This is a genomic window from Salinicoccus albus DSM 19776 (assembly GCF_000385175.1).
GTDB lineage: Bacteria > Bacillota > Bacilli > Staphylococcales > Salinicoccaceae > Salinicoccus > Salinicoccus albus.
In genome coordinates this window covers 24,467-49,237 of the sequence record NZ_ARQJ01000019.1, presented here as the reverse complement: position 1 = coordinate 49,237, position 24,771 = coordinate 24,467, and the positions used below count along the sequence as shown (strand labels likewise).

22 protein-coding genes and 1 tRNA gene are annotated in these 24,771 nt (G+C 44.1%); 7 read left to right on the top strand and 16 right to left on the bottom strand.

The window, feature by feature from the left end; all coding sequences use genetic code 11:
* Positions 1-15 precede the first annotated feature (15 nt).
* Positions 16-465, bottom strand: a complete 450-nt coding sequence (locus tag G343_RS0102735; protein ID WP_020006577.1) for a GNAT family N-acetyltransferase — start codon at positions 463-465, stop codon at positions 16-18.
* A gap of 247 nt (positions 466-712) precedes the next feature.
* Between G343_RS0102735 and G343_RS0102730 the strand changes: the two genes are divergently transcribed.
* The 3 genes from G343_RS0102730 (at position 713) to G343_RS0102720 (ending at position 2,032) form a co-directional block, all read left to right on the top strand.
* Positions 713-785 (top strand) — tRNA-Ala (locus G343_RS0102730).
* A gap of 210 nt (positions 786-995) precedes the next feature.
* Positions 996-1,709: an AzlC family ABC transporter permease gene (locus G343_RS0102725; protein ID WP_020006576.1), complete on the top strand. Its 714-nt coding sequence runs from the start codon at positions 996-998 to the stop codon at positions 1,707-1,709.
* On the top strand, positions 1,706-2,032 hold the full coding sequence (locus tag G343_RS0102720) for a branched-chain amino acid transporter permease (protein WP_020006575.1): 327 nt from the start codon (positions 1,706-1,708) through the stop codon (positions 2,030-2,032). The genes G343_RS0102725 and G343_RS0102720 overlap by 4 nt, the downstream gene beginning before the upstream one ends.
* Before the next feature lie 93 nt (positions 2,033-2,125).
* On the opposite strand, the gene G343_RS0102715 is transcribed toward G343_RS0102720, so the two are convergent.
* The 5 genes from G343_RS0102715 to G343_RS0102695 form a co-directional block, all read right to left on the bottom strand.
* Complete coding sequence (locus G343_RS0102715; protein WP_020006574.1) at positions 2,126-2,800, bottom strand: ABC transporter ATP-binding protein; 675 nt, start codon at positions 2,798-2,800, stop codon at positions 2,126-2,128.
* 1 nt (position 2,801) lies between these two features.
* Positions 2,802-3,830 (bottom strand): ABC transporter permease, encoded by a 1,029-nt coding sequence (locus G343_RS0102710; protein ID WP_020006573.1) that lies wholly within the window; start codon positions 3,828-3,830, stop codon positions 2,802-2,804.
* 86 nt (positions 3,831-3,916) lie between these two features.
* Positions 3,917-5,305, bottom strand: a complete 1,389-nt coding sequence (locus G343_RS0102705) for a sensor histidine kinase (protein ID WP_020006572.1) — start codon at positions 5,303-5,305, stop codon at positions 3,917-3,919.
* Positions 5,305-5,979 carry a response regulator transcription factor gene (locus G343_RS0102700; RefSeq protein WP_020006571.1) on the bottom strand — a complete coding sequence of 225 codons (675 nt, stop codon included), beginning with the start codon at positions 5,977-5,979 and terminating at the stop codon, positions 5,305-5,307. The genes G343_RS0102705 and G343_RS0102700 overlap by 1 nt, the downstream gene beginning before the upstream one ends.
* A 111-nt stretch (positions 5,980-6,090) precedes the next feature.
* On the bottom strand, positions 6,091-8,478 hold the full coding sequence (locus G343_RS0102695; RefSeq protein ID WP_020006570.1) for a heavy metal translocating P-type ATPase: 2,388 nt from the start codon (positions 8,476-8,478) through the stop codon (positions 6,091-6,093).
* Between the two features lie 266 nt (positions 8,479-8,744).
* Between G343_RS0102695 and G343_RS0102690 the strand changes: the two genes are divergently transcribed.
* Positions 8,745-9,518, top strand: a complete 774-nt coding sequence (locus G343_RS0102690; protein ID WP_020006569.1) for a CHAD domain-containing protein — start codon at positions 8,745-8,747, stop codon at positions 9,516-9,518.
* A gap of 30 nt (positions 9,519-9,548) precedes the next feature.
* On the opposite strand, the gene G343_RS0102685 is transcribed toward G343_RS0102690, so the two are convergent.
* Positions 9,549-9,929, bottom strand: a complete 381-nt coding sequence (locus G343_RS0102685) for a DUF3021 family protein (RefSeq protein ID WP_026366247.1) — start codon at positions 9,927-9,929, stop codon at positions 9,549-9,551.
* A 535-nt stretch (positions 9,930-10,464) separates the two neighbouring features.
* On the opposite strand from G343_RS0102685, the gene G343_RS0102675 reads away from it, so the two are divergent.
* Genes G343_RS0102675 through G343_RS0102665 form a run of 3 tightly spaced genes read left to right on the top strand, consistent with a single transcriptional unit; the run spans position 10,465 to position 12,606 of the window.
* Positions 10,465-11,325: a fructosamine kinase family protein gene (locus G343_RS0102675; RefSeq protein ID WP_020006566.1), complete on the top strand. Its 861-nt coding sequence runs from the start codon at positions 10,465-10,467 to the stop codon at positions 11,323-11,325.
* A 24-nt stretch (positions 11,326-11,349) separates the two neighbouring features.
* Positions 11,350-12,132, top strand: a complete 783-nt coding sequence (locus tag G343_RS0102670; RefSeq protein WP_020006565.1) for a sulfite exporter TauE/SafE family protein — start codon at positions 11,350-11,352, stop codon at positions 12,130-12,132.
* Positions 12,133-12,156: 24 nt separating this feature from the next.
* A complete protein-coding gene (locus G343_RS0102665) occupies positions 12,157-12,606 on the top strand; it encodes a hypothetical protein (RefSeq protein ID WP_020006564.1) in 450 nt (149 codons plus the stop codon).
* A gap of 31 nt (positions 12,607-12,637) precedes the next feature.
* Here the strand turns inward: G343_RS0102665 and G343_RS0102660 are convergent, their stop codons facing one another.
* The 9 genes from G343_RS0102660 to G343_RS0102615 all read right to left on the bottom strand — a co-directional run bounded on the left by G343_RS0102660 (position 12,638) and on the right by G343_RS0102615 (position 24,712).
* Entirely contained in the window at positions 12,638-13,270 is a 633-nt protein-coding gene (locus G343_RS0102660) for a helical membrane plugin domain-containing protein (protein ID WP_020006563.1), read from the bottom strand.
* Positions 13,270-16,230 (bottom strand): formate dehydrogenase subunit alpha, encoded by a 2,961-nt coding sequence (gene fdhF / locus G343_RS0102655; RefSeq protein ID WP_020006562.1) that lies wholly within the window; start codon positions 16,228-16,230, stop codon positions 13,270-13,272. Before fdhF ends, G343_RS0102660 begins: the two co-directional genes overlap by 1 nt.
* Before the next feature lie 130 nt (positions 16,231-16,360).
* A complete protein-coding gene (locus G343_RS0102650) occupies positions 16,361-16,861 on the bottom strand; it encodes a CHAP domain-containing protein (protein WP_026366245.1) in 501 nt (166 codons plus the stop codon).
* Between the two features lie 104 nt (positions 16,862-16,965).
* Complete coding sequence (locus G343_RS0102645) at positions 16,966-18,132, bottom strand: M24 family metallopeptidase (RefSeq protein ID WP_020006560.1); 1,167 nt, start codon at positions 18,130-18,132, stop codon at positions 16,966-16,968.
* A gap of 109 nt (positions 18,133-18,241) precedes the next feature.
* A complete protein-coding gene (locus G343_RS0102640; RefSeq protein ID WP_020006559.1) occupies positions 18,242-18,688 on the bottom strand; it encodes a hypothetical protein in 447 nt (148 codons plus the stop codon).
* 12 nt (positions 18,689-18,700) lie between these two features.
* Positions 18,701-20,329 (bottom strand): sodium/proline symporter, encoded by a 1,629-nt coding sequence (locus tag G343_RS0102635; RefSeq protein WP_033426501.1) that lies wholly within the window; start codon positions 20,327-20,329, stop codon positions 18,701-18,703.
* 351 nt (positions 20,330-20,680) lie between these two features.
* A complete protein-coding gene (locus tag G343_RS0102625) occupies positions 20,681-22,636 on the bottom strand; it encodes a fructose-bisphosphatase class III (RefSeq protein ID WP_020006556.1) in 1,956 nt (651 codons plus the stop codon).
* Positions 22,637-22,854: 218 nt separating this feature from the next.
* A complete protein-coding gene (locus G343_RS0102620; RefSeq protein ID WP_020006555.1) occupies positions 22,855-24,147 on the bottom strand; it encodes an acyl-CoA thioesterase/bile acid-CoA:amino acid N-acyltransferase family protein in 1,293 nt (430 codons plus the stop codon).
* A 136-nt stretch (positions 24,148-24,283) separates the two neighbouring features.
* Entirely contained in the window at positions 24,284-24,712 is a 429-nt protein-coding gene (locus tag G343_RS0102615) for an Hsp20/alpha crystallin family protein (protein WP_020006554.1), read from the bottom strand.
* Between the last annotated feature and the right edge of the window lie 59 nt (positions 24,713-24,771).

Here is a 24,771-nt window from a genome sequence, read left to right as displayed (position 1 = left end):
GAGCTGTACTCTCAATTACAGGAATAACTTCATTCCTTCATGTGTGACTTTAAAGCCCAATTTTTCATAGAATCCATGTGCCTCTGTACGAGTTTTATCAGTGGTCAATTGGATAAGACCGCAGCCATTCTCTTTGGACAGCCTGACCGCCTCTTCAAATAATGCCTGCCCAACCCCTCTGCTGCGATGAGAATGCCGGACCCTGACCCCCTCGATTTGAGCCCGGGTCATGCCGTTCCTCGCGATGGTTGGTATAAAAGTAAGCTGCAGACAGCCAGCGATCTTTTCGTTTTCAGTGACGACTATAACCTGGTTCCCTTGTTGTTTTTCAATGTTCTTAAAAGCTTCAGTATACTCAGGTGGCAAGGGATCAGTGTCATTTTCCCTCGTCTGACCCAGTTCATCATCAGCAAGCAGTTTTACAATATCATGCAGATCTTCAAGTGTCGCTTCCCTGATTTTCATAATGAAACATCTCCTTTGTGTATGTAAGATGCAGTACAGGCTGTGTTATTTACATCGTACCATGCAGATCAACACATAAGGGTCTGAGAATAAAAAATATTAATTAAACAATCATGACCCTTCATCATTTTAATCCGGCAGGATTAGGATAGAATTTTTCTTTGACAATTTGTTTATTTTGATAGATAATCTTATTGGAGATATTTTAATATTCATCTCCATATCCAGCATTCATACTTCATATTCCGGGGCCATAGCTCAGCTGGGAGAGCGTTGCGCTGGCAGCGCAAAGGTCAGGGGTTCGAGCCCCCTTGGCTCCATACCATATACCTTAAAGTCCCCATAGGTTACGAACCTATGGGGACTTTTGAATACGCGTGTTCTCTGTGGATTGTATACTATAACGAACATTTGAGTTAATCGGAAATTCTGACATGATAACGATTTTCGGAGGAAGGAAGATAATCAACGCCGGGTGGATAATCTCTTCCCTTTTATGTCGATTAAAACTGGAAAGCGGGTGAACATGGATGACTGCAGATAAACATCTAAATGCGATAAAATATGCTTTTCCTAAAACAATCCCCATTCTGGCTGGTTTTTCATTTCTAGGGATGGCCTACGGCATATATATGCACTCTTTAGGATTTGCGCCCATCTATGCCATCATGATGAGCTTGCTTATTTTTGCCGGATCGATGGAATTTGTTGCCGGGAATTTATTGTTAAGTGCTTTCAATCCTGTCAGTGCTTTCATATTGACACTGATGATCAATGCCCGGCACCTCTTTTATGGTATTTCGATGCTGGATAAGTTTAAAAATACAGGGAAGAAAAAGTACTACCTGATATATGGCATGTGCGACGAATCATTTGTCATCAATAGTACCGCGGGTATCCCTAAAGATGTGGATAAAGGCTGGTTCATGTTCTATGTCACGCTGCTGAACCAGATCTATTGGGTTTCAGGCACAGCGATCGGCAGTTTGTTCGGCTCTGCTATCACTTTTGATACCTCAGGTCTGGAATTTGTCATGACAGCATTATTTGTGGTTATTTTTGTGGAACAGTGGATGAAAGAACACGACCATTTCAGCTCGATGGCCGGTTTAGCCATATCGGCGGTCTGTCTGATGATATTCGGGGCAGATCAATTTATACTGCCTGCAATGGTCATTATGCTGCTGGTTCTGTCATTTGTCAGAAGGGATAAGATGAAAGACAAGGTGGTGACAGATAAATGACACTTATACAGGAAATGATCATTATTGGCGTTGTGGCTGCCGGAACACTGACCACACGTTTCCTGCCGTTTATAATATTTTCTTCGGACAGCCCGACGCCTTCCTACATAAAGTATCTGGGTTATGTATTGCCCCCGGCAGTTTTCGGACTTTTGGTTGTATATGCGCTGCGGAACATAGAATTGTCATCTATCCAGAGTTTTTTGCCTGAAATGATATCAGTCGCCGTTGTCATCATACTGCACTATTGGAAAAGAAGTATGCTCCTGTCCATTGCCGGGGGGACTCTGTTTTACATGCTCCTCGTGCAGGTATTTTTTTGAAAAACAGCAGAATAAGAAAAAGCCTCTAAAACTTCACTTTTACAGTGACCAGTTTTTGGAGGCTTTTTTTATCCCGTGTTCACTTTTGTTACCTTAAATTATTTTGCCATCTTTCATCTCAACGGTCCGATCTGCATATTGCAGAACATCTTCATCATGTGTGACCATCAGTACTGTGATATCCAGTTCTTTTGACAACCCCTGGATGAGTGACATCACTTCAGCTGAGCGTTTTGAATCGAGGCTTGCAGTTGGCTCGTCGGCGAACAGCATCTTTGGTTCATGGATGATTGACCGTGCGATTGCCACCCGCTGTTTCTCACCGCCTGACAAATTTTCCGGCTGGCTGTCTCTGTGCGACCACATACCGACGGATTCAAGTGTTTCTTTAATGCGCGACCGGCGCTTTTCTTTTGACCATTTTAATTCCGCTGTATCAAGCATTAGCTCAAGCTGTTCTTTAACTGTTAGAAACGGGACAAGGTGGGCCTGCTGGAAAACGAAACCAAAATGTTTTGCCCGGACTTCCCTCACTTGTTCCGCACTTATTGCTGTAAGTGTTTTGTCTTCAAATCTGATTGTCCCTTCAGTCGTCTCCTGCAGACCGGCTGCGATAGTCAGCAATGTACTTTTTCCTGATCCTGAAGCACCGGTCAGTGCAGTGAGCGCACCTTTGGTCAGTTCCAGGTCAATGCTCTGGAGAATTTGTTCGCTTGTTGTGCCATGTTTAAAAGTTTTTTGTATATTATCAAGTTGAAATAATGCCATTTTAAGCACCTCCCTGGTTGATTGCCTGCATGGGTTCTACTTTTTTAATCTGAATCCCTGATAAGGTCGCACCCACAAAGCCAATAGCGATGAACGCGGCGGATGAGTACAGGATCATATCAAGAGTCAAGTGGAAGGGCATGCCGCTTGGAGCGAAAATATTGAACAGTTCACTGATGCCGGACGCGAGTAGCAGCGAGATGACTGTAATGATGAACATCTGTGCCCACATCATTTTGAACAGAGTGATTGTCTTTACACCGACTGCTTTTAAGATACCGAAAGTGCCGAGTTTCTGAACATTGATCATATAGAAAAATATGGCGAATAACATGCCGCTGATGACGTAAAGAAAGGCGATGATCATATTCAGTGAGAGTTGTTCCGCACTGTAACTCGGGATTGTATTCAAGAACTCGTCGTTGGAAAAGGCGGATAGTTCATCGACTGCTGCATCACTCTCTGTTGAAAAAGCAAGCTGGAATGTATCCGTATCATACATTGAAGAATAGTCATCACTGCTGATGAATCCGACAGGTGAGTGACTGAATTTTTCCTGTTCGACAAAGCCTGCGACGGTCAAATCTTCATCCGTCAATTCATTCCCAATTGTGTCACCCTCCGCAAGGCCTTCTTCAGCAAATGACTGATCTAAAATAATTTCGCCCTGCTCAACTGCAGGGAAATGCTGGTCATCTGATGCACTGACATATGCCAGACTGTGTTTTTGTTCTTCGCTGTCGTTAAATTCCCCCATTTGTATAGAAAAAAATGTGGCATTGTCATCAATGTTTTTAACTTCGTTGATTTGTGAATCCGACAGACTGGAAAAGTTATAACTCTCCTCAGCGCTTTCTTCCATATAGAATGTGCCTTCCGGCATATTTTTAATCAGTGCGGCATTATCCTGGGATAAACCGTTTGCCAGCCCTGAAATACTTAAAGTCAGCAGGCTGATCAGGAAAATGATCGAACCTAATATGATATAGCGCATTTTGTATTTCATCATTTCTTTCCAAGCCATCTTCATAAAAATTTCCTCCTTGATTTCATATGATAATCATAGTTTACTAAGCGAATATGAACTCAATATGAACCAGGAGGAAGAACATGAAATTATTTAATTGAATGATTGAGCGGCAATTTTATCGTGAATGTTGTGCCCTTGGAATCACTAGTGATATCAATGGTGCCGTTATGCAGGTCAATGATCTTTTTAGCAATCGATAGTCCCAGGCCAGAACCGCCGATGTGACTGGTACGTGCAGTATCGATACGATAGAATCGCTCAAAAATCATCTCTGTTAAAGATGGATCAATCCCGATTCCCGTATCGCTTATCGTTATAATGGCTTCATCATCTTTTTCAGTCAGTTCAACATCAATACTGCCCGTGTCAGTATTGTACTTTACTGCGTTGGACAGAAGATTATCCCACACGGTGTTAAGAAGTCCCTGGTCGGCGTATATCGACACATCATCCAATCGATGTGACAGCATCAGCCCTTTGCTGCTGATGCGCCATTCATAGGCGTGGATCAAGTCGGTCAGCTGGCTGTGCAGATTATATGTTTCCTTGCGCAGCATATGATCTTCGTGATCGATGGAGGACAGAACCAGAAGTTGATCTGTCAACATTGACAGACGGTCTATCTCATAATCAATTGTTTCTGTATACGCCTGTTTTTCGGAATTATTTACCTGTTTATTCAATAATTGATTATAACCTTTAATACTTGATAAAGGCGACTGGATATCATGGGAAATATTTGAGATGAAATCCTTCTGCATTTTATCATTGTATTCAATTTGTGCAGCCATATTCACAAAACTGGACGATAATTCTCCAATCTCATCACGACGTCCGGTATCGAGATTGTCCACATTATAATTGCCGCCGGCCAGATTTTTGGTAGCACGGCTTAATTGGGTTACCGGTCTGATCAAGAAGTGGGCACTGACGAAAACGAAAATGATACTCAAAGCAATTGTCAGTACAGCGAGCAGACCGAAGAGCAGGTGCATTTCATTGAAAAGCAGTTCGATATCCGGCCGCAGGAAAAGTGCATAATCCATACCGTTATGATGGACAGGCACGCCGATTGTATTTTCCAGTTCATTGGCGAAAAAACCAGTAACGAACGTCTGGCTTGGGTAGTTCAGCATGCCATGATAGATTTGACCGGCAAGGACGTTTTCGACTACTCTGTCATCTAGCGCAGTCTCTCTGAAATCTGCACCGTAGAATGCGCTCTGGGAATCATCGCCGACCAGATATAATTGATAGCCTGTTGCAGCCATGGTATTCAAGTATTCCTCTAAGTTGATTTCAGGGTTATTGCTGATGAAATGAGAAACTTCCAGTGCGATATCTGTATTCTTGGCATCGTTGGCGGGTTTTAAATTCTGCTGATAATAATAATTTGAAAATAGGAAAGCGGCAAGAAAGCTGAACAACATAATACCTATGGTTATCAGGATGAACTTTACATATAATGATTTCATTAGGCGTCCTCCAGATAATAACCGATGCCGCGGGCCGTTTTTATGGTGAAATTATCGGTCAATTTGGCGAAACGTGACCGCAATCGTTTGATATGAACATCCACAGTACGGTCCTCCCCTGCATAATCCATCCCCCATATACGTTCAATCAGCTGCTCTCTTGAAAATACCTGCCCGCGGTATGAAGCAAGCAGATGGAGCAGTTCGAATTCCTTAAGGGGAAGCTTATAGGTCTTATCGTCGATGTGGACAGTGTAACTGTCGGGATGAATTGAAACGTTCCCCAGACGAATCGGCTGGGTTTGTTCATCAATATTATAACGCCGTAATAACGCTTTGATTCTGAAGATCAGCTCCTGTGGATCAAAAGGCTTGACCAGATAATCATCAGTGCCTGCTTTAAACCCTGCCGCTTTATCTTCAATCTGACCTTTTGCTGTGAGAATAATGACTGGTATATCGTATTCGGATCGTATTGCTTCTGTCAGGGCAATGCCATCCATATAAGGCATCATGACATCGACGACAGCAAGATCGCAGGTTTTCTCTGCCATCCGTTTCAATGCCTGCCTCCCATCATTGGCAGTAACTACTTCATAACCGGTCCCGGACAGATTCAGCTCCACAATATTTACGATATTTGGATCATCATCTACCATCAGTATTCTTTCCATATTCAGTCTCCGTTCATAGGTTCTTTATACATACAGTATACTATCTTAACCGGAGTGACCAGAGCAAAAAGTCTCCAATCTTTAGCAATCGGAGACTTTGAGGGTGTTTCCCTATTGAACTTTCATCCGTTTCAAACGCAGGGAGTTGGTGACCACGCTGACGGAACTGAACGCCATGGCTGCGCCGGCGACCCATGGGGCAAGGAACCCGAGTGCGGCGATCGGGATGCCTGCCGTATTGTAGGCGAATGCCCAGAACAGATTCTGTCTGATATTACGGATGGTACTGTGACTCAGATTGATCGCTTTCGGGATGAGCGTCAGTTCGCCTCTCATGATAGTGATATCGGCTGCTTCAATCGCAACTTCTGTGCCGGTGCCGATCGCAACGCCGATGTCGGCGGTTGCCAGTGCAGGCGCATCGTTGACACCATCGCCAACCATCGCTGTGACTTTGCCTTGGTCTTGTACCTTTTTCACTTGATCGGCTTTTTCTTCCGGCAGTACTTCAGAGATGACTGTATCAATACCCACCTGCCGTGCAATAGCGGAGGCGGTCCGGTGGTTGTCACCAGTCAGCATGACGACTTCAAGATTCTGGTCATGGAGTGATTTGATCGCTGTAACTGCCGTATCTTTAACGGTATCCTGAACAGCTGCGACCCCTTTGACGCTGCCATCCACGGCGATAATTACCGCCGTTTTACCATCATGCTCGAACTGGCTCATGCTTTCCTCAAGTGCATAAGTGTCCAAATTATTCTCTGTCATCAGTTTACGCGTACCGACCAGAACACGTCTGCCTTCTATTTCCGCTTCTATACCGTGTCCGGGTTTCGCATTGAAGTTATCCGTTTCACCGAAGTCAACACCCTGTTCAGTGGCATAGCTGACGATGGCTTCTGCCAGCGGGTGTTCCGATCCTTTTTCTGCAGAAGCGAGCAGTCTGAGTGTATCATCGTCTCCGGTGAAATCAGTTACTTCCGGTTTCCCCTTAGTGATTGTACCTGTTTTATCCATGATAACAGCATCCAGGGAATGCGTTTTTTCCAGATGTTCACCGCCTTTGAACAAAATGCCGCTCTCTGCCCCTTTACCTGTGCCGACCATAATGGAAGTCGGTGTCGCCAGGCCGAGGGCGCATGGACAGGCGATGACGAGAACGGAAATAGCAGCAACGAGTGCCGGCTCCACAGACCCTGGACTCACCAGTGTGTACCATACCAGGAATGTGATGATGGCGATACCGACGACAATCGGTACGAAGTAGCCGGAAATGATGTCTGCCATGCGTTGGATAGGCGCCTTTTTCCCCTGGGCTTCTTCAACAACTCTAATGATTGACTGCAGTGCGGTGTTTTTGCCGACTTTAGTCGCAACTATTTCAACGGTGCCGTTCTGGTTGATTGTAGCGCCAATAACCGAGCTGTCCATTTCTTTTTCAATCGGAATCGATTCCCCGGTTACCATAGATTCATCCACTGAGGTCTGCCCTTTGACAACGACCGCGTCAACTGGAAATTTTTCTCCGGGTTTCACAATCAGGCGATCGCCCTTAAGGACGTCTTCAGCAGACACCATCTGTTCCGCCCCGTCACGGATGACGCGTGCCTCTTTTGCCTGCATGTTCAACAATTCTTTGATCGCACCGGTCGTGTTTGATTTGGCACGTGTCTCCAGGTATTTACCGAATAAAATCAATGTGATGATGATCGCACTGGTCTCAAAGTATAAGTGCGGATTTTGGGAGGCGCCCGTCGTCCACAGATATGTTTCATACAAACTGAAGATAAACGCGGCGCTGGTCCCCATGACGACAAGAACATCCATGTTGGCGCTGAAGTTTTTCAAGCTTTTATAAGCGCCTGTGTAGAACTGCCAGCCAAGAATGAATTGGACGGGCGCAGCGAAAGCCAGCTGGAACCAGGGGTTCATAAATATTGCCGGCAGACTGATGCCGAACAGATGGTCCAGCATCGTCACCAAAAGCGGTGCAGAAAGTATTGCTGAAACGATGACCTTCCATTTCATTCTTGAGAGTTCCCGCTCCTTTTTGGAGCTTTTTTCTTCTGCACTCTGTTTTGGTGAGGCACCATATCCCAGATTACCGATACGGCCGATGAGATCCTGTTCTGACAACACATTGGAATTGTATTCAACCATGGCGTTCTCCGTCGTAAGGTTGACAGATGCATTGGATACCCCGTCTGTTTTGTTCAGTACTTTTTCGATACGGGTCGAACACGTTGCACATGTCATGCCCGTGATATCGAATTCAGCTTCATCGAATTCCACACCGTAACCGAGGTCTGAGATTTTATCTGTAATGGCGTTCAGGTCTGCGTGCTCGGGATTATAATCAACGGTAGCCTTTTCTGTTGCCAGATTCACTTTGGCATCGACCTGGTCCATCCTATTCAATACTTTTTCAATACGGTTTGAACATGCTGCACATGTCATGCCCGTCACATTCAATGTTTCATGCTGTTTTTCGGACATATGCTCCGCCCCCTGTCTGTAGGATATTTATTAATTCCATTATACCCATTAGGGGTATTTAAGTCAATACAGAGATATGATTATCACTTTGCTATGGGAAAATTAATGGGCTTTGCTGCAATATTATTTTGTAAAATTATGATGACTGAAGTTTATATCTGATGAATCGGGAATATAATAATAAGGACATAATGATTGAAGCAGGCAGCGCAATCTGGAAATAAATTGTTTTCTGTTTCTCTGTTCATACAAATGAGGTGATAAAGATGGAAGAAGTGCAAAAGGTGTTATCTGAACGCGTGGATATATTGCAGAAAGCATATAAAGATTATCAAAATAACCCGTATCATCCCAAAACAGCACATGCAATCCGGGTGAACAGCAGGAAACTGCGGAGCCTGTTGGATTTTATGAAGAAGACACTGGATACAGATTTTTACGATGAGCTGAATGGGGAGCTGAAAGCACTGGCTGAGATTTACAGCACTGTACGGGAACTAGATGTATTGATCGAGTTATGTGAAACAGTGGCACTTGAAAATCCCGATTTAAGCGAACATTATAAAAAAATGTTCAAATTTCTCCACCAGGAACGCCGAAGAGAAATGAACCGGACATTTAATAAGACCAATGTCAGGAATGCTGAAACAGCGATAGAAGCGGTGGAAACTGGGGTTCAGTCAATATTTGATGGAGAAGCCGGGGAAGTGGACTGGTCTGAATATGTAACAGATCGTTTGAAGAAAAAGAGAGAGAACCTGAAGAAAGACTATAAAAATCTGGACAGAAATGATTATGAGACAGTCCATGAAGTGCGTAAAAAAGCCAAGAAACTGCGATTTTCTGCAAGATATTTTGGAAAGCTTGCAGATGTCAAACACAAGAAGATTGCCAAAGAATCTAAAAGTATCCAGGATGAATTTGGTAAATTTACAGATGCCCATGTGAACAGTGAAATATTAGAATCGTACGCTGAAAAGACGGAAGACCAGGATCTGAAGGATCTTTTCCTTAAAATTAATGATATACAGCAGGCATAAGCAGCAATGTAACCGCTCCAAACCGCTTCCTCACGGACGCGGTTTCTTTTTATGGGTGACAATTTTAATCGCTCCCAGGACAGCCGACCAGATAATTACACCAGTGCATATGAACAACAGGAAAATCAGGAGATAGTCTGTGACTGAGGATGTACTGAACCACCCGCTGATGATAAGCAGCGGGTACACTGTCACAAGCATGATCAGGAAGTGGACGAGGGTCTGTTTTCTCAACCCCCATCTGTCCACATCGTATATCACTGTAGCTGCGCAGACCACTGTGATGATCATTCCTGTGATGAAAGTCCCGCCAGCAGTATAAATCTGATCGTCGAAGTAAAGAAAAACAGAAAGTGTGCCCATTATGGCCAAAGGTATGAGTCCTCTTATCAACGCTTGAATCCAGAGCATATGAAAGACCTTCATCCGGCTGCTATTAAGACAATGTTTTAATCATGATAATATCGATTTGCTTTGTTGTGTGTTCTGATTGTTTCTTTCATTTTACCCCTTCTTTCTGCATGTGCAGGTACCTATACCATATAGCATTTCTAATGTTTTTCCAAAGAAGTATATTTGCAGAGAGATATGTTAGAATTATCATAAATCATTGGAGTTTTAAGGAGACCATTATGTATTATGTCATCACTTTCGCTGCCTTATTTATATTCTGCATCGCAGCAAATTTCGTGATAAACATGTTTAAGAAAGGGGACAAGGGGAGTATATCATCAATCATCTTTGAAGCCTTTCTGATCGCGTTCATTGTGTCTGTTGTGTATACAGTTCTTACTTTGTTCGCGCAGTAACGCCACCCATTACAGCGATATAATGGGTGGCGTTACAAAATGATGAGAAGCATTATAATTATTTGATAACACTGTTACACAGGTTTTTAACATACTAATATGTTTAAGGATTATATTATTTTTCAAGGAGTGATTTTATGAATCAGCAATGGAAGCGCCAGCTGCCTGCAGAAAATATTCAAAATATCATCCCTGTGGCTGGCGGAGATGTGAACGATGCATATCGTGTAGATACGGCAGATCAATCTTATTTCCTGCTCGTCCAGCCGAATCATACCGCTGATTTTTATGCCGCTGAAGTTGCGGGTTTGAAAGAATTCCAGAATGCCGGTGTGACGGCCCCTGTTGTTCAGGGGAATGGAGAAATAGACGGCAATGCTTATCTGTTGCTGGACTATTTAGAGGCGGGCGCCAGGGGCAGTCAGCGTAAACTCGGGCGTCTGGTGGCCAAGCTGCACCAAAAACATCATCCAGACAACCGCTTCGGGTATGATCTGCCGTTTGAGGGCGGGGACATTTCCTTTGATAATACATGGACCGGGTCATGGAAAGAGCTGTTTGTCAATCGCCGTCTGGACCAGTTGAATGATTCAATCATTGAAAAAGGTTTATGGAATAAGGCCCAGGCTGCAACTTACCAGCAGGTGCGTAAGATTATTGTTGAAACGCTGGAAGAACGCGAAAGTGTCTCCTCATTGCTGCACGGTGATCTGTGGGCGGGAAATTATATGTTCCTGACAGATGGAAATCCGGTATTATTCGATCCTGCACCATTATATGGAGACCGTGAATTTGATCTGGGTGCGACTTTGGTTTTTGGCGGATTCACTGAAGACTTCTATCATGCCTATCAGGAAGACTATCCACTTGATGATGATGCGTGGAGCCGCATCCAATTTTATAAACTCTATCTGCTGATGGTTCATCTGGTGAAATTTGGCAGAGTATATGAGCAAAGTGTAGACAGAACGATGCAGGAAATAGTGTCTAATGGGTGATATACAGGGAGAAGCGGTGCTTGAATGGACATTATACTTTTACTGCTCATAGGAATTATCGCATCAATTATTGGTGCACTCATGGGAATCGGCGGCGGGGTGATTATCGTGCCTGCGTTGATTTACCTGGGAAATAATACTCATATACTCGATGCAATGACTGTGCAGAATGCGGTGGGCACCTCTGCTGTAACGCTCGTCTTCACCGGATTATTCTCCATGCTTGCATACGGGAAATCCAAAACAACGGATATTCGAAACGGTACATTGTTTTCTATCGGCATAATGCCGGGTGCGCTCCTGGGTGCTTATCTAAGCAGGTTCTTGGATCAAGATTCGTTCGGTATCATATTTGGTCTTTTTTTACTCGTTATTTTCACTGTCTTAACTTCTAAAAATAAAATGATTGATAAAAAGGATGGCCTTTACAAAGAGAAGAAAGCATTTAAACCTCTCCAGAGTATTACAGCATCATTCTTCATTGGTATCAGTGCCGGTTTATTCGGGGTCGGCGGCGGTGCGTTGATGACACCTCTGATGATTATTGTGCTTAACTTTTCCCCCCATGCTGCAGTTGCTACAAGTATGATCATCATTTTTTCTTCCAGCCTTTCAAGTGCCGTGGGTCATTTTGCCCAAGGAAATATTTTATGGGGGTATGCTGCATTATTGATAATTGCGACCTATATCGGTTCTAAAATAGGTGTCAAAATTAACCGGTCTCTAAACAGCCATACGCTGTCCCAGGTGTTACGGTTCGGTTTATTAATATTGGGTATATACATGATAATAGATGCTTTAATATAGTTGTTTGACTTAGGAGGATAGTACATGAAGGATGTCATAAAGTCTGTGTTAACAGAAACGTTTGAAGGTATTGAAGAGGGTTCACCCAGCCGTTTTGTAGAGTCCAGAGCGGAAACGGGGATTTTTGGGACCTTGAGATCTATCAATGCGAGTCAGGCATCTGTGGATATTAATGGAACGACAATCGCTGCGCATGCCCATCATACGATGTATCATACGGATGTATGCTGTAATAACCTTGAAGGCAAAGATCAGGATGTGAATTGGCATGTGAGCTGGGAAATCAGTAAAGTGAATGAAGAAGAATGGTTTGAGATAAAAAGAGGGATCGAAACACAATATCACCGATTGTTGGCGCTGATTGATGAATCTGCATTTGAAACTTTCGATAGACATGTTATACAGGGAAGTTTATCTCATTCTGCATATCATCTAGGTGCGATGAGGCAAATGATAAAAGGGGTCTCCCGTTGATGGGAGCCCCCTTCCATTTATCAGGCATAATTCATTTTTTCTTAAACATAAACGGTACTAATGCCACCACTGCTCCGCCGATGAAGATATACCATTTTGGTGAAGTGCGGCTCACTCTTCTTTCCTCTTTTTGCAGCTGTCTCTCTCTGTCTGCATACTGTTCCAGCTGCGATTCTGTTTTTTTCTCCCCGCTGACATTAGTGCCCAGCCCCTGGACAATCCTGAGCATTATATTTGTTCCTTCTATCACTTCAGGATCTTTCAATGCAGAAAGCAGGCTTGCGTAACCCCCGCGTTCGCCGCCATGTTCATATTTACCGGCTTTTTCAACGCCTTTTTTGAATTTAATAATCAAAGGTTCCAGCTGTTCCATATCCAAAGCAGCAAGCAGCTGAAAGATAAGCAGCATATTCTTAATGGATTTTGAAGCATCCGTGTCCTTCACGGCTGTAATAATACGTTGAGTGATCTGATCGCTTTGACCAAGTCCGGCATTCAGTATGTTGAGAATTTCCTGATCATTCAATTTATCCAGTATGGAAAGCAGCTCATTCAGACTCTCTTTATGTGCTAAAAGTTGTTGCTCCAGCTCCTTTATCTCCTGTTCATGCCTGGCATTCGGGTCGTTTTCCATTTTATGAATGACTTTTGTTGATTTGGCCATTATTTATACGACCTTCTTCCTTTAACGATGTCGCCGGGGAATACATAGTCACTGCGTGCCCATTTCTTTTCCACCCCGACACCGATCTGTGGCTGTGGATTACCGTAACGGTGATTCATTTTTGTCAGCGGGCTTTCTCCTTTGGGTTCAAGTACTTCCATCTTCACAGACACTTCTTTGTAAGCCGGGGTATCTGTATCCTTATCTGCATGAGAGCTTGTCAGATAGTTAATTGCGCCTTCTCCGGCTGTGTTCATCGGGAGATAGAGCTGGTTGCCTGATACTCTGTCTGTGACAATACAGCTGACCTTTACTTTGCCGTAAGGCGACAACAACCGTACTTTGGTGCCGTCTTCAACACCGCGTTCTTTGGCAAGTTCCGGAGATACTTCAAGAAATACACCGGGTGTTTTTCCTGTAATCGCCTCGGATTTATATGTCATATTTCCTTCATGGAAGTGTTCGAGTATACGTCCGTTATTGACGTGCAGGTCATACTCATCTCCGAAATCTATCGGTTTTGTCCATTCAACCGGCCACAGTCTCGCTTTACCTTCAGGCAGCGGGAACTCTTTTTCGAATAAAAGCGGTGTATCCGTACCGTCTGCTGCCACCGGCCACTGCAGGCTGTCGTACCCTTCCAGACGGTCGTAGCTCACACCGGCAAACATCGGTGTTAAGGAAGCTGCCTCATCCATAATTTCACCTGGATGATCATAGTGCCATTCGGCATCGAGACGGTTGGCAATTTCCTTAATGATCTGCCAGTCCGGTTTGGATTCTCCAAGCGGATTCAACGCTTTATAAAGTCGTTGGAAGCGGCGTTCTGTATTGACAAATGTGCCGTCTTTTTCAAGACTCGGACTTGCCGGCAGGACTACATCTGCATATTCACAAGTCTTAGAGAAGAAGATGTCCTGTACTACGAAGAAATCCAATTTTTCAAAAGCGGATTGAACATAGTTGATATTTGAATCGACAATGCCCATGTCTTCACCCTTGAGATATAAAACCTCTAATTTACCTTCGTGTATGGCGTCGACCATTTCATGGTTGTTCAGTCCAGGTTCTACAGATAATTCTGTGTCCCAGCTCTTTTCAAAACGATGACGGACCTCATCATCAGTGACGAACTGATAGCCCGGGAAGCGGTCAGGCATACTGCCGAAATCGCTCGCTCCCTGAACATTATTATGTCCTCTGAGCGGATATGCACCCGCGCCCTGTTTCATATAGTTGCCTGTAATGAGCAGCAGGTTCGATATGGCAGTACTTGTATCACTGCCGCCGCCATGCTGTGTGACACCCATCGCCCACAGGATAGATGTTGTTTTAGCTTCATGAATTGAAGTGGCTATTTCGATTAATTCATCTCTGGTCATGCCTGTAACTTCTTCTGCATAGGCAAGCGTATATTTGTCCAGGCTTTCCATATACGCCTCAACATCATTGACGTGTTGCTCAAGGAAATCATCATCCTGCCATCCCTGGTCAATGATATATTTTGTAACTGCGGAGAGCCATACAAGATCACTGCCTGGCGCCGGCTGGACAAATAAGTCCGCCCGGTCTGCAAGTTCGTGCTTACGGAGGTCCGCCACAATTACTTTCTGCCCATGCAGTTTTTGAGCACGTTTGACGCGTGTGGCCAAAACTGGATGGGATTCAGCAGTGTTGGAACCGACTGTAATGATGAGTTCAGCCTGGGCGATATCGTCATTAATGCTGCCTGAATCCCCGCCGTAGCCGACAGTACGCCATAAGCCCATTGTCGCTGGGGACTGACAGTATCTTGAACAGTTATCAATGTTATTTGTACCGATAACGCCGCGTGCCAGCTTTTGCATTAAGTATGATTCTTCATTCGTACATTTTGAGGAAGAGATAAAGCCGAGTGCATCCGAACCTTGTTGGGCCATCTTTTCTTTGAATTTTCCTTCTATAAGGTCTAGAACTTCTTCCCATTCCGTTTCCCTGAAGGCATCCCCTTCACGGATGAGTGGTTTTGTAAGTCGTTCTTCACTGTTGACAAAGTCCCAGCCGAACTTTCCTTTCACACAAGTGGAAACACCGTTCGCCGGAGCATCCACAGAGGGTTCAATTTTTAAAATTTCCCGATCTTTTGTCCATATATCAAATGAACATCCAACACCGCAGTAGGTGCATACTGTTTTAGTTTTTTCGATACGTTCTTCTCTCATTTGGGCCTCGACATCTGAGACAGTCATCAATGAGCCGTATCCAGTTTCAACTTCTTTGGTTACGTCCACCATTGGTCTGAATGTTTCTTTGGCCATGTTTGTCAGGAAGCCGGCTTCACCTTCCATGCCTACTTCCATCATTGCATTACAAGGACAGACTGTTGCGCAATGGCCGCAGTTCACACAGGATGATTCGTCAATTGTCGTGTCGTTATCCCAGATTACTCGCGGTCTTTCCAAATTCCAGTCGATCAGCAATGTTTCATTAACCTGTAAATCCTGACAGGCTTCCACGCAGCGGCCGCAAAGAATGCACTGATCGGGATCATAACGATAAAAGGCGTTCCACTGGACACCGGAGTCTTTCGAAGTATGTGGTGTTTCCTGATGTTCAATTTTCATTTCCTTAACTGTATTATGTATCTCACAGTTACCGTTATTGAAATCACAAACAGTACAGTAGAGTTCGTGGTTGCCCAGCACCCTGTCCATCGCTATCAGCTGCGCTTCATGAACCTCATCATCCATCGTTTCCGTTTCAATTACGTCACCCGGCTTCAGTTGTGTCGAGCAGGCGCGTTCAAACTCACCGTTTACTTTTACAATACAGGTATCACACGTTTCCAGTGCACCAAGGCTTGGATGATAACAGAGGCTTGGCGGTTCGATATTCTGCTTTTCCAAATAGCCGCGTATTGTCTCCTGTTCTTCTACCCGCTGAATCTTACCGTTCAGCATAATATCAAAAGGCATCGACATCATGATTCTCCTTCCATCCCAGTTTTATAAAATATTCCCCGAAGCATATAATTCAAACATTTTAAAATATTGTGAGGAATACTTAAAGTTTAACATAAAACAGGCACACTGCTGAAATCATCAGTGTGCCTTATGCGTTATCCTGGATGCGTTCATATTCAGCATGCGGATTGATTTTTGGATGGATGTACGTGTAATCGTTGAGGTTCTGGGCTTCAATCGTTCGTTCAGTGACTTCATGCGGTTCATAAAGATTCATTTCCGAGATGTGAATTGAGCCATCCGAGTTGACTGATTCAATATAGGCCACATGGCCGATTTCACCTCTGGCGGTCTGCATGATAGCACCTGTTTCAGGCTGATCATTGACAACATATTCATCCGCTTCTGCGTTTTCCGCCCAATGCTCTGCATCACTCCAGTCGGATTCTATCATATGCCCGCGTTCTTTAACCTTTTCGAAAATGTAATGGGTACACTGACCGGTGTCATAAGTGTTCCGTTCCATTGGGTCCGGCAGCACGTGATATTTAATATCTGCAACCAGCCCCTGTTCACTTTGTTCGTTGGCTAATATTATGCCGCAGGCAGCCAGGATGATGATTATTAATGAGATAATTCCCTTTTTCATTTCCAGCATTACTCCTTCGTTTATCCACTGGATTATATCAAATTCATTCAATATAAAAAAGAATTGAACTGTAAGATAAAGTATACAGTTCAATTCGGTATGCCCTATTTCCCCGTAATCAATGATTCATGGTCATTGGTAAACGGTGTGAGGATTTCACAGCCATCCTTCGTGACAACAATGCTGTCTCCGACCTGCGTACGGTACTGACCAGTTTCAGCGCCCCCGTCGACTGCAAATACCATGCCTTCCTCCAAAATGGTTTCATCCCCTTTGGCAAGCTGCGGCGCTTCGTTGACAGAAAAGCCGACTGCTCTCCCTGCTCTGAACGGAATCGGGTAGCCTGCGCCTTCTATGACCCCGGCATAAGCCTTAAATACCTCTTCAGCCACGGCGCCCGGTTTGATCACCGACAGAGCAGCTTGCTGGGATTTCTCGGCGACATCCAGCAGTTTGCTGACTTCGTCATTAATTTCTCCGATAAAAAGCGTCCGGTCAAATCCAAGGTTAAACCCTTTAAAATGGGCTGAACCGCAATGGCAAATGAATAATGGTTCGCCATGGACGAGCTTTGTCAGACTGTTTCTGTGATGACACATTGTCGTGTGTTCACCTGTAGCCATGATCTGCTGACTGCTGATGGCCGGGTGGTTAAAGGGATTTTCATCCGCATAATACTGCTGCATTAATTCAGCTGCTTTATATGTTCCGGCTTTTCTTGCAGCCAGAGAAACTTCGAATTCTCTGACGCCCGGCACGGCTGCTTTCATTGCGCCTTCCAGCATAGCTGTCGCCACTTCGCCTGTATGGCGGGCGATCTGTATTTCATCCTTATCTTTAATCATCCGCATCTTTTCGATGATTGGAGTAATATCCGTAATCTGTTCTTTGTGAATATGTACTGTAAGAAAATCCCAAACAACGTGGGGCATGGAATAATAATCGACGCCGATATTTTCCCCTTTATAAGACTTCATATAATGGATAAGCTGCTCTCTCCATTCCCCGGCGAGTCCGTCTATCCACGGCCGGATATTGGAGATCTGTGTCTGTCTGTAGGCCATTTCCTCTTCCATCGAAGGCGTGATGATTGCAGGGCCCTGGTCTATGGTCATGAGAAAGAGCTCCGGCCGGCCCCATTCAATGCCGAGGGCACCATGAAAACCTGTGTAATAATAAATCGAGTCCGGACTGGTGATGATGATGAGAGGGCAGCCGTTCTCTTCCATCTTTTCTCTGAGCCTTTCCCTTCTCCCTTTAAAATCCATCATGATAAAATTCCTTTCTATAAATTGTTTTGTGTATCAAATGATAAAAAAAGCGCCTCAAATCAGATAGCTTCGATATCTATCTGAATTTAAGGAACAATAAAATAAACGCTTATATATCGTCTCGGTCGAGTCCTTTCACCGAATCCACAAGAGCTCTCTTATTCTCTGTTTCAACGAAGAAGAATGCTTTGTAGGATTCCTGCTCCTGGACGATTTCGATGGCAGGTGTCCGGAATACATGGAATTTGTACATGATCCATTTAAGTGCGAGCTTTCTTGCCTGACTGACTGCTTGCTCATAAGAAATAACCGGGGGGACCAGTGCGGATTTTTGAATATGAATCTTATCTGCTTCTGGGAACATATTTGCCCTTGCCGCAATGCCTTTAACCAGATCAGTGGTAACTACTGTAAAAACGATTCTTGGTTTCAGAAAAGGTCTGGGCATGCTGATCTTCAGCGTTGTGATCAAATATGGATAACATACCAGTTCTCTGCCCTCAAGATCATAGGGTGTTTGAATCAATGATATTGATTCCGTACTTTGTTCCTCCACAATGGCTCCTCCTTATCCATTTTCGAATGTACTTGCGGTTTTAAACTTGCCGTCAAGCAGTTCCATAATGATCTCTTTTTCTGTTTTTGTAGTCAGATCCTGAGTTTCAAGTTTTTGGACAGTTTCCAGATCAGAAGGCTGGAATGATGGCCTACCCAGCTCATTTTTCCGTGTGTATTCATCCCAGAACTTCTCAAATCTGTCGCCTTCCGGCGGTTTAGTAAACAAGCTGACAACAACGATGACAATGAGTGCTGAGATGAATGCCGGTCCGCCCTCATAAATATCCAGCGGCGGGAACAAATACCAGAGGACTGTGACGGCGGGTCCTGTAATCATACCTGCAATCGCCCCGATTTTCGTCACGCGTTTCCAGAAAAGAGAGAGGATAATCGGCGGCCCGAAGCAGGTAGCCAGTCCTGCCCAGGCAAATACTGCCATCCAGAATACGGAATCCAGCGGATTGATGGCAATGACGATACCGAAGGCACCAAGCAGGATCGTTGCAATGCGTGAAATCAGAATGGTTTTTTCCTCATTAAGTTCTCCCTTATGGAAAATTTTATTCCATAAGTCTTCGGCAATGGTTGACGACGCAATCAGCAGCATGGAGTCAATTGACGACATCATTGCTGACAGTGAACCTGCCAGGATGATACCTGCAAGCCACCATGGCAGCAGTTCGACCGCCATCGTCGGGAAGATCTGCTCAGGGTCTGCCAGGTCCGGAAATAACACGACTCCAGCCATACCGATTAAAACTGCCCCGTAGTATGCAATCATCATCCAGATAATTCCAATCAGTGCGATGCGCTTCACGTCACGCGTGTTTCTGAGGGCCATATAACGGACCAGTATATGCGGAGATCCGTTGAAACCAAAGCCAATGAATAAGTAACTGATGATTGCGATAAGACCTGCAAACGTCAGAGCGGACTCACCGAATAGCGGCATCAGAAATTCAGACCCCATGGATGCTGTGAGCTGATATCCCAATTCATTAAATCCGCCGACTTCCATGATTCCAATAATTGGCAGGAAGAACAGCGCGAAAGCGATGATGATTCCCTGGATGAAGTCCGTCAGTGAAACGGCAAAAAAACCGCCCAGCACTGTATAAATAATTGTGATGATACCGCCAGCAATGACGCCTGTCGCAAAATTTAAACCGAGGACAACTTCGAATAGTACACCAAAAGCAACAAATTGTGCCGTCACATATACGGTCTGGAAAACAGTCATGACGACAATCGATACAATGCGCATTGAATTCGTGTCATCCTGGAAACGGGACGACAGGAACTCAGGAATCGTAATGGACTTCTGAATCTCAGAAATTCTCCTGATCGGTTTCGCGAAGAAAAACCAGTTAAAGATGGAAAATACAGCCGATACTGAGTTCCAGGCGGCGCTCATACCCGTGTTATAACCCTCACCCGGCAGGCCGACGGTCATAAATCCGCTGCTTTCCGATGCTTTTTCACTCATGGAAATGACCCATGGCCCCAGCTTTCTGCCACCGAGAAAATATTCAGATGCCCCCTTGCTGCTTGTCCGGGCTGACCAGATACCGATGCCCAGCAGCATAACTAAATAAAGAATAAAAATAATCAGAATCCCTGTTGAACCCAAAATATCCATCCCCCTTTAGGAATTATTATATTGTTTCTTAATCAGTTCATCTTCCATTTTTTCCATTTTAACTTCTCTGACATACCACAGAGCGACTGAGAGAATCATAAGTATTGGAGGAACAATGAGAATCAACCATCCAGTCAATGGAAAAGCGTCCATGATCACACCTCGCTTTATATTAAAATATGAAACGTAAAGTTTAACCGGCTTAAATTTGACTAACTATTTCAACAATTATAAAAAGAATAACACATATCGCAGATATGGCAACATATTGCAGCGGCTTATATCTGTAAAAAGTAAAGAAAGAGCATTGAGATTCATGATTTCTCAATGCTCTGGATAATTGCTGTGATATCAGTTCATATAACGGTAGGACATCAGTTCTTTCAGAAGCACGATCTCCTCCTGAAGCTGTTCTCCGATATTTGTATCCCTAACTTTTTTACGTTTCAGTTCTTTGTCCACGATCCGTCGTGCGGATAATGCATCTGCACCGTTATGCAGCACCTTTTCTTTTGAATTAAAATGTTGATGGGCAACGAGCTGCATGCCGTAGGAATTATACAGCAGTGTATATCCTGCAATCCCTGTGGTGGACTGATATGCTTTAGAGAAACCGCCATCGATGACGATCATCTTGCCGTCTGCTTTGATCGGGTTTTCTCCATCCCTTTCCTTAACCGGTGTGTGGCCATTTATAATATGTCCCTGTTCAGGGTCAAGGTCAAATTCCGTAAGCATCTTGCGGCACATGTCCACGTCTTCCCTTAAATGATAATATGGGTTTTTTTCTTCTTTATGGGATGCCTTGTCTTTGATGAAATAACGTTCGAACGTTGTCATTGCACGCTTGCCAAAGAGCGATGAATATTTTCCTGTCCAAAGGTACCAGACCAGGTCCGTTGCCAGATCATCTGTCGTTTCTTTATCTGCAAACGCCTGACGGAAGTACATTTCAAATTGGTCCAGAAGCTCGCGCCCCCCGTATTTCTGACCTTCAATTTCCATCTCTTCCATATCGCCGTTTTCATCTACTGGAATACATCCATGAATCAGCAGATTGCCGTTATATTTAAGATAAAGACTGCCCTCTTTCATCATGAAGTTCATATGTCTTTTTAGTTTTTCCGATTGCTGTACAGAAAGCAGCAGTTTGTTTATGACTTCCGCTTCCTCTTCAAGAAGTCTGTCCGGGTCATTCCGGTCCACTGTTGAAAAACAAGTGTTTTCGAGCTGATATGTGTGGCCGTAGACAGTGATTTCCTGCGTGTCATAATCCACTTTCTCCAGCACTAGCCGTTCATCCATATCAAAATAAGGACGCCTCTTAATGATGGGGGCTTCAAGTTTGAATTGAATGATGGAGATTGCCTGATGAATTTTGGTGATCTGTGTCTTTTCTTGTTCTGAAAGATTGCTGTCTGCCGTTTTCTTGGGATGGAAGGCAGGATTATCCCCGTAATATTTTTCGGCAAGGTTTACGAGCGGACGCAGGTTGATGCCGTACGCATCTTCGATAATGTTCAAGTTATCGTAACGGGCACATATTCTTAGAATGTTGGCCAGGCATACTTTTGAGCCTGCATAGGCGCCTGCCCAGAGTACATCATGATTCCCCCACTGGATATCTACAGAATGGTAGTTGATCAGTGTTTCCATAATTTTATCCGGTTCCGGGCCTCGGTCGTATATATCTCCGACAACATGCAGATGATTCACTACCAGCCTTTGGGTGGTATAGGACAGACCGATGAGAAGTTTATCCGCCTGCCCGAGATCGATAATCTGCTGGACAAGTTTTTCGTAGTATGGTTTTTTATTGGAATATTCATCACTTTTGTACAGCAGTTCCTCAATGATAAAGACAAACTGTTCCGGCAGGGCTTTACGCAGTTTGGAACGTGTATACTTGGAAGATGCATAAGCAATCAGGTCTATCATCTGATGGATGGTCGTCACATACCATCCATCTAATTCTTCTTTTGATTCAAACTGATTCTTAATCACCTGCAGTTTATCTTCCGGGTAATAAACCAGTGCAGCAAATTGACTGATCTCTTTTTCGGTCATTGAAGCTTTGAAAATGTCCTTGATTTTTTCACGCACATTGCCGGAACCATTTCTCAGCACATGCTGAAAGGCATGATGTTCGCCGTGTAAATCGCTCACAAAATGCTCCGTCCCCTTTGGCAGGTCCAGGATTGATTCCAGATTTATGATCTCTGTAGCAACTTTCTCTTCCCGATCGAAATTTCGTGCCAGCAGATCCAAATAATTTTTCTTTAAATTTTTCTCATAAGACATTGCCATTTTAAGACACTTCCCCTCCGCTTATTAGTTACTGTTACACCAAGCTTCCACCTTCATAATCCTTTATGCACAGACAGCTTGTTATCAATTATAGCAAAGAAATTCACATGTCTGTGCACTTTAGGGTGATGTCGGCAGTTGAAACAATGAAATATAGAAATCAGAAGGGATAATGATTATAACGCTCGACCGGACGGGCATCGGTATGCGCTTCGTCTTCAGCAGTGTCTTTGCAGATAGGTACTAAAAAATTCAAGGATTTTTCTCCATGAATCTTCAGCCGCGCGGTTATTGGTGATCTGACTGCCGCCGAAGGTCATTGTCACCGGGCCGCTTGTCATAAGGATTTCGGGGGGCATATTAGGGAAGGCATATGGAAAGCTCATAAAATGTCCTGCATTACTGTAATTCAGGTGGTGATATGCGAACGGATGATGTGTTTCAGATAAACGCGCCATGATCATTTTCGCATATAAACCGGACGGCCATAATTGATCATCTCCGCCTGAAATCAGCAGCACAGCTCCGTTGATGTTCTCGACAGGTATAGAAGCGGCTTCCGCCTGTTCCCAGTCATCCATCATCCTTGAGAATAGGGGGAGATTTGAAATCGGCCGGCGGGTGAGGAATTTGGAGAAAAAACCTGCCGATGTTAAGAAATTGTTCTTCACTTTCATATAAGGCAGTGACTCATCCTGATATGACCATGCAGATGCTTGCACGGGCATATAGTTATCCAGTCCTGCATGTCTGACATTGCTTGGTGCACCTGCGATGACTGCTTTAATCGCGGGGAAAATACTGCCAAGCTGTAAAGCAAGTTCCGCGCCGCGTGAGTAGCCGATAATACCGATGTTATCCGGATCTGTATTCGGCTGCTGTTGCAGGCAGTGTATTGCTTTCTCAAAGTATTCCAGCGGAATATTTATCAGGCTTTTTGGCAGATTTTCTATACCAAAGTATGCTAATGCCATCGCAGAGTAGCCGTGTGAAGCAAGCAGCGCCGCAGCATTATCAAGTTTGCCGCCGTCCGAACCGCCCAGGATGATAACCCCGGGGTAAGTATCGTCACCGACCGGATGGTACAACGTCCCCACCAAACCATCTTCAGATATCTCGACTTCATTAATATTATTGGCTGAATACCGTCTTTCAACCAACGTCTGGGCAATGATGTTGTCATTGATTTCAGCACTCAGCGTCACTTTGACAGGTGAGGCGCCGGTCTTATGATAAAAAGTATTTATTTTAGGATCATCGAATGCCATCGACCAGAACAGTCCCATTCCGTCGATGATGTCGTAAGAGCCGGTCTGCGGTTTTTGTGATGCCAGGCGGATACTTCCCTCCGCATTTGTGATAAATTCTCCGAAAGCAGTAAATCTATTCATCTCTTCATCATAACTTTCAGCGCGTATAATTACGTTCTGAGCAGGCACACAACCTGTTAATTTTATCTCCAGCAGTTCGTCAATCAGTGCATTTTCCGGTGTGATTATAAATTGTGCCATTGTCCTCCCCCTCTTATACTTAATACTTTGATTATACGAGATTTTGTAAAAAATTACACCATAAAATGAAGTTGAATGTAGAACGAAAAAATCCCGCTTAGATCCTTGCAGGGATTTAAACGGGATTTGCCTTCAATTATTGAATTTCAATGTGTTTTGAACTGGTTTCACTGTTGCTTTTAGGCAGTGTGATGTTTAAGATGCCGTGATCAAAGTTTGCTGAAATGCCAGTTTCATCAATGTGTTCAAAGTTAAATTGACGTTTGATGTTATTATAACTTCTTTCGCTGTGGATGACTTTGCCATTTTCATCTTTGGCCTCATTGTCTACTGATTGCTGTCCCTCTATTGTCAGTATACCGCTGTTAAACTCAATGTTGATGTTTTCTTTGTCAATACCTGGCAGTTCTGCTTCGACGACATAGAAATCCTCTACTTCCCTAATGTCGGTTTTCATACCTTGTTTAGGAAAGTCAGCAAAAAATCTGCGACCAAAATCTTTAAACATATCACTAGAGCTCATATCAAATAAGCTATTGTTAAATGGTTTCATTTCAAAAGCCATTTCATATCTCTCCTTTTATGATTATATTCAAAGTCCTGGTAAAATGATTGGAGTAACCG

What these genes read in the sequence shown, in the direction of transcription:
- G343_RS0102645 (WP_020006560.1), bottom strand. Translation starts at nt 18,132, where the DNA reads ATGATGGATTTTAAAGGGAGAAGGGAAAGGCTCAGAGAAAAGATGGAA.
- G343_RS0102620 (WP_020006555.1), bottom strand. Translation starts at nt 24,147, where the DNA reads ATGGCACAATTTATAATCACACCGGAAAATGCACTGATTGACGAACTG.
- G343_RS0102710 (WP_020006573.1), bottom strand. Translation starts at nt 3,830, where the DNA reads ATGAAGATGGCTTGGAAAGAAATGATGAAATACAAAATGCGCTATATC.
- G343_RS0102650 (WP_026366245.1), bottom strand. Translation starts at nt 16,861, where the DNA reads ATGAAAAAGGGAATTATCTCATTAATAATCATCATCCTGGCTGCCTGC.
- G343_RS0102675 (WP_020006566.1), top strand. Translation starts at nt 10,465, where the DNA reads ATGAATCAGCAATGGAAGCGCCAGCTGCCTGCAGAAAATATTCAAAAT.
- G343_RS0102660 (WP_020006563.1), bottom strand. Translation starts at nt 13,270, where the DNA reads ATGGCCAAATCAACAAAAGTCATTCATAAAATGGAAAACGACCCGAAT.
- G343_RS0102735 (WP_020006577.1), bottom strand. Translation starts at nt 465, where the DNA reads ATGAAAATCAGGGAAGCGACACTTGAAGATCTGCATGATATTGTAAAA.
- G343_RS0102715 (WP_020006574.1), bottom strand. Translation starts at nt 2,800, where the DNA reads ATGGCATTATTTCAACTTGATAATATACAAAAAACTTTTAAACATGGC.
- G343_RS0102700 (WP_020006571.1), bottom strand. Translation starts at nt 5,979, where the DNA reads ATGGAAAGAATACTGATGGTAGATGATGATCCAAATATCGTAAATATT.
- G343_RS0102690 (WP_020006569.1), top strand. Translation starts at nt 8,745, where the DNA reads ATGGAAGAAGTGCAAAAGGTGTTATCTGAACGCGTGGATATATTGCAG.
- G343_RS0102725 (WP_020006576.1), top strand. Translation starts at nt 996, where the DNA reads ATGACTGCAGATAAACATCTAAATGCGATAAAATATGCTTTTCCTAAA.
- G343_RS0102625 (WP_020006556.1), bottom strand. Translation starts at nt 22,636, where the DNA reads ATGGCAATGTCTTATGAGAAAAATTTAAAGAAAAATTATTTGGATCTG.
- G343_RS0102695 (WP_020006570.1), bottom strand. Translation starts at nt 8,478, where the DNA reads ATGTCCGAAAAACAGCATGAAACATTGAATGTGACGGGCATGACATGT.
- G343_RS0102720 (WP_020006575.1), top strand. Translation starts at nt 1,706, where the DNA reads ATGACACTTATACAGGAAATGATCATTATTGGCGTTGTGGCTGCCGGA.
- G343_RS0102685 (WP_026366247.1), bottom strand. Translation starts at nt 9,929, where the DNA reads ATGCTCTGGATTCAAGCGTTGATAAGAGGACTCATACCTTTGGCCATA.
- G343_RS0102665 (WP_020006564.1), top strand. Translation starts at nt 12,157, where the DNA reads ATGAAGGATGTCATAAAGTCTGTGTTAACAGAAACGTTTGAAGGTATT.
- G343_RS0102705 (WP_020006572.1), bottom strand. Translation starts at nt 5,305, where the DNA reads ATGAAATCATTATATGTAAAGTTCATCCTGATAACCATAGGTATTATG.
- G343_RS0102615 (WP_020006554.1), bottom strand. Translation starts at nt 24,712, where the DNA reads ATGGCTTTTGAAATGAAACCATTTAACAATAGCTTATTTGATATGAGC.
- G343_RS0102635 (WP_033426501.1), bottom strand. Translation starts at nt 20,329, where the DNA reads ATGGATATTTTGGGTTCAACAGGGATTCTGATTATTTTTATTCTTTAT.
- G343_RS0102670 (WP_020006565.1), top strand. Translation starts at nt 11,350, where the DNA reads ATGGACATTATACTTTTACTGCTCATAGGAATTATCGCATCAATTATT.
- fdhF (WP_020006562.1), bottom strand. Translation starts at nt 16,230, where the DNA reads ATGTCGATGCCTTTTGATATTATGCTGAACGGTAAGATTCAGCGGGTA.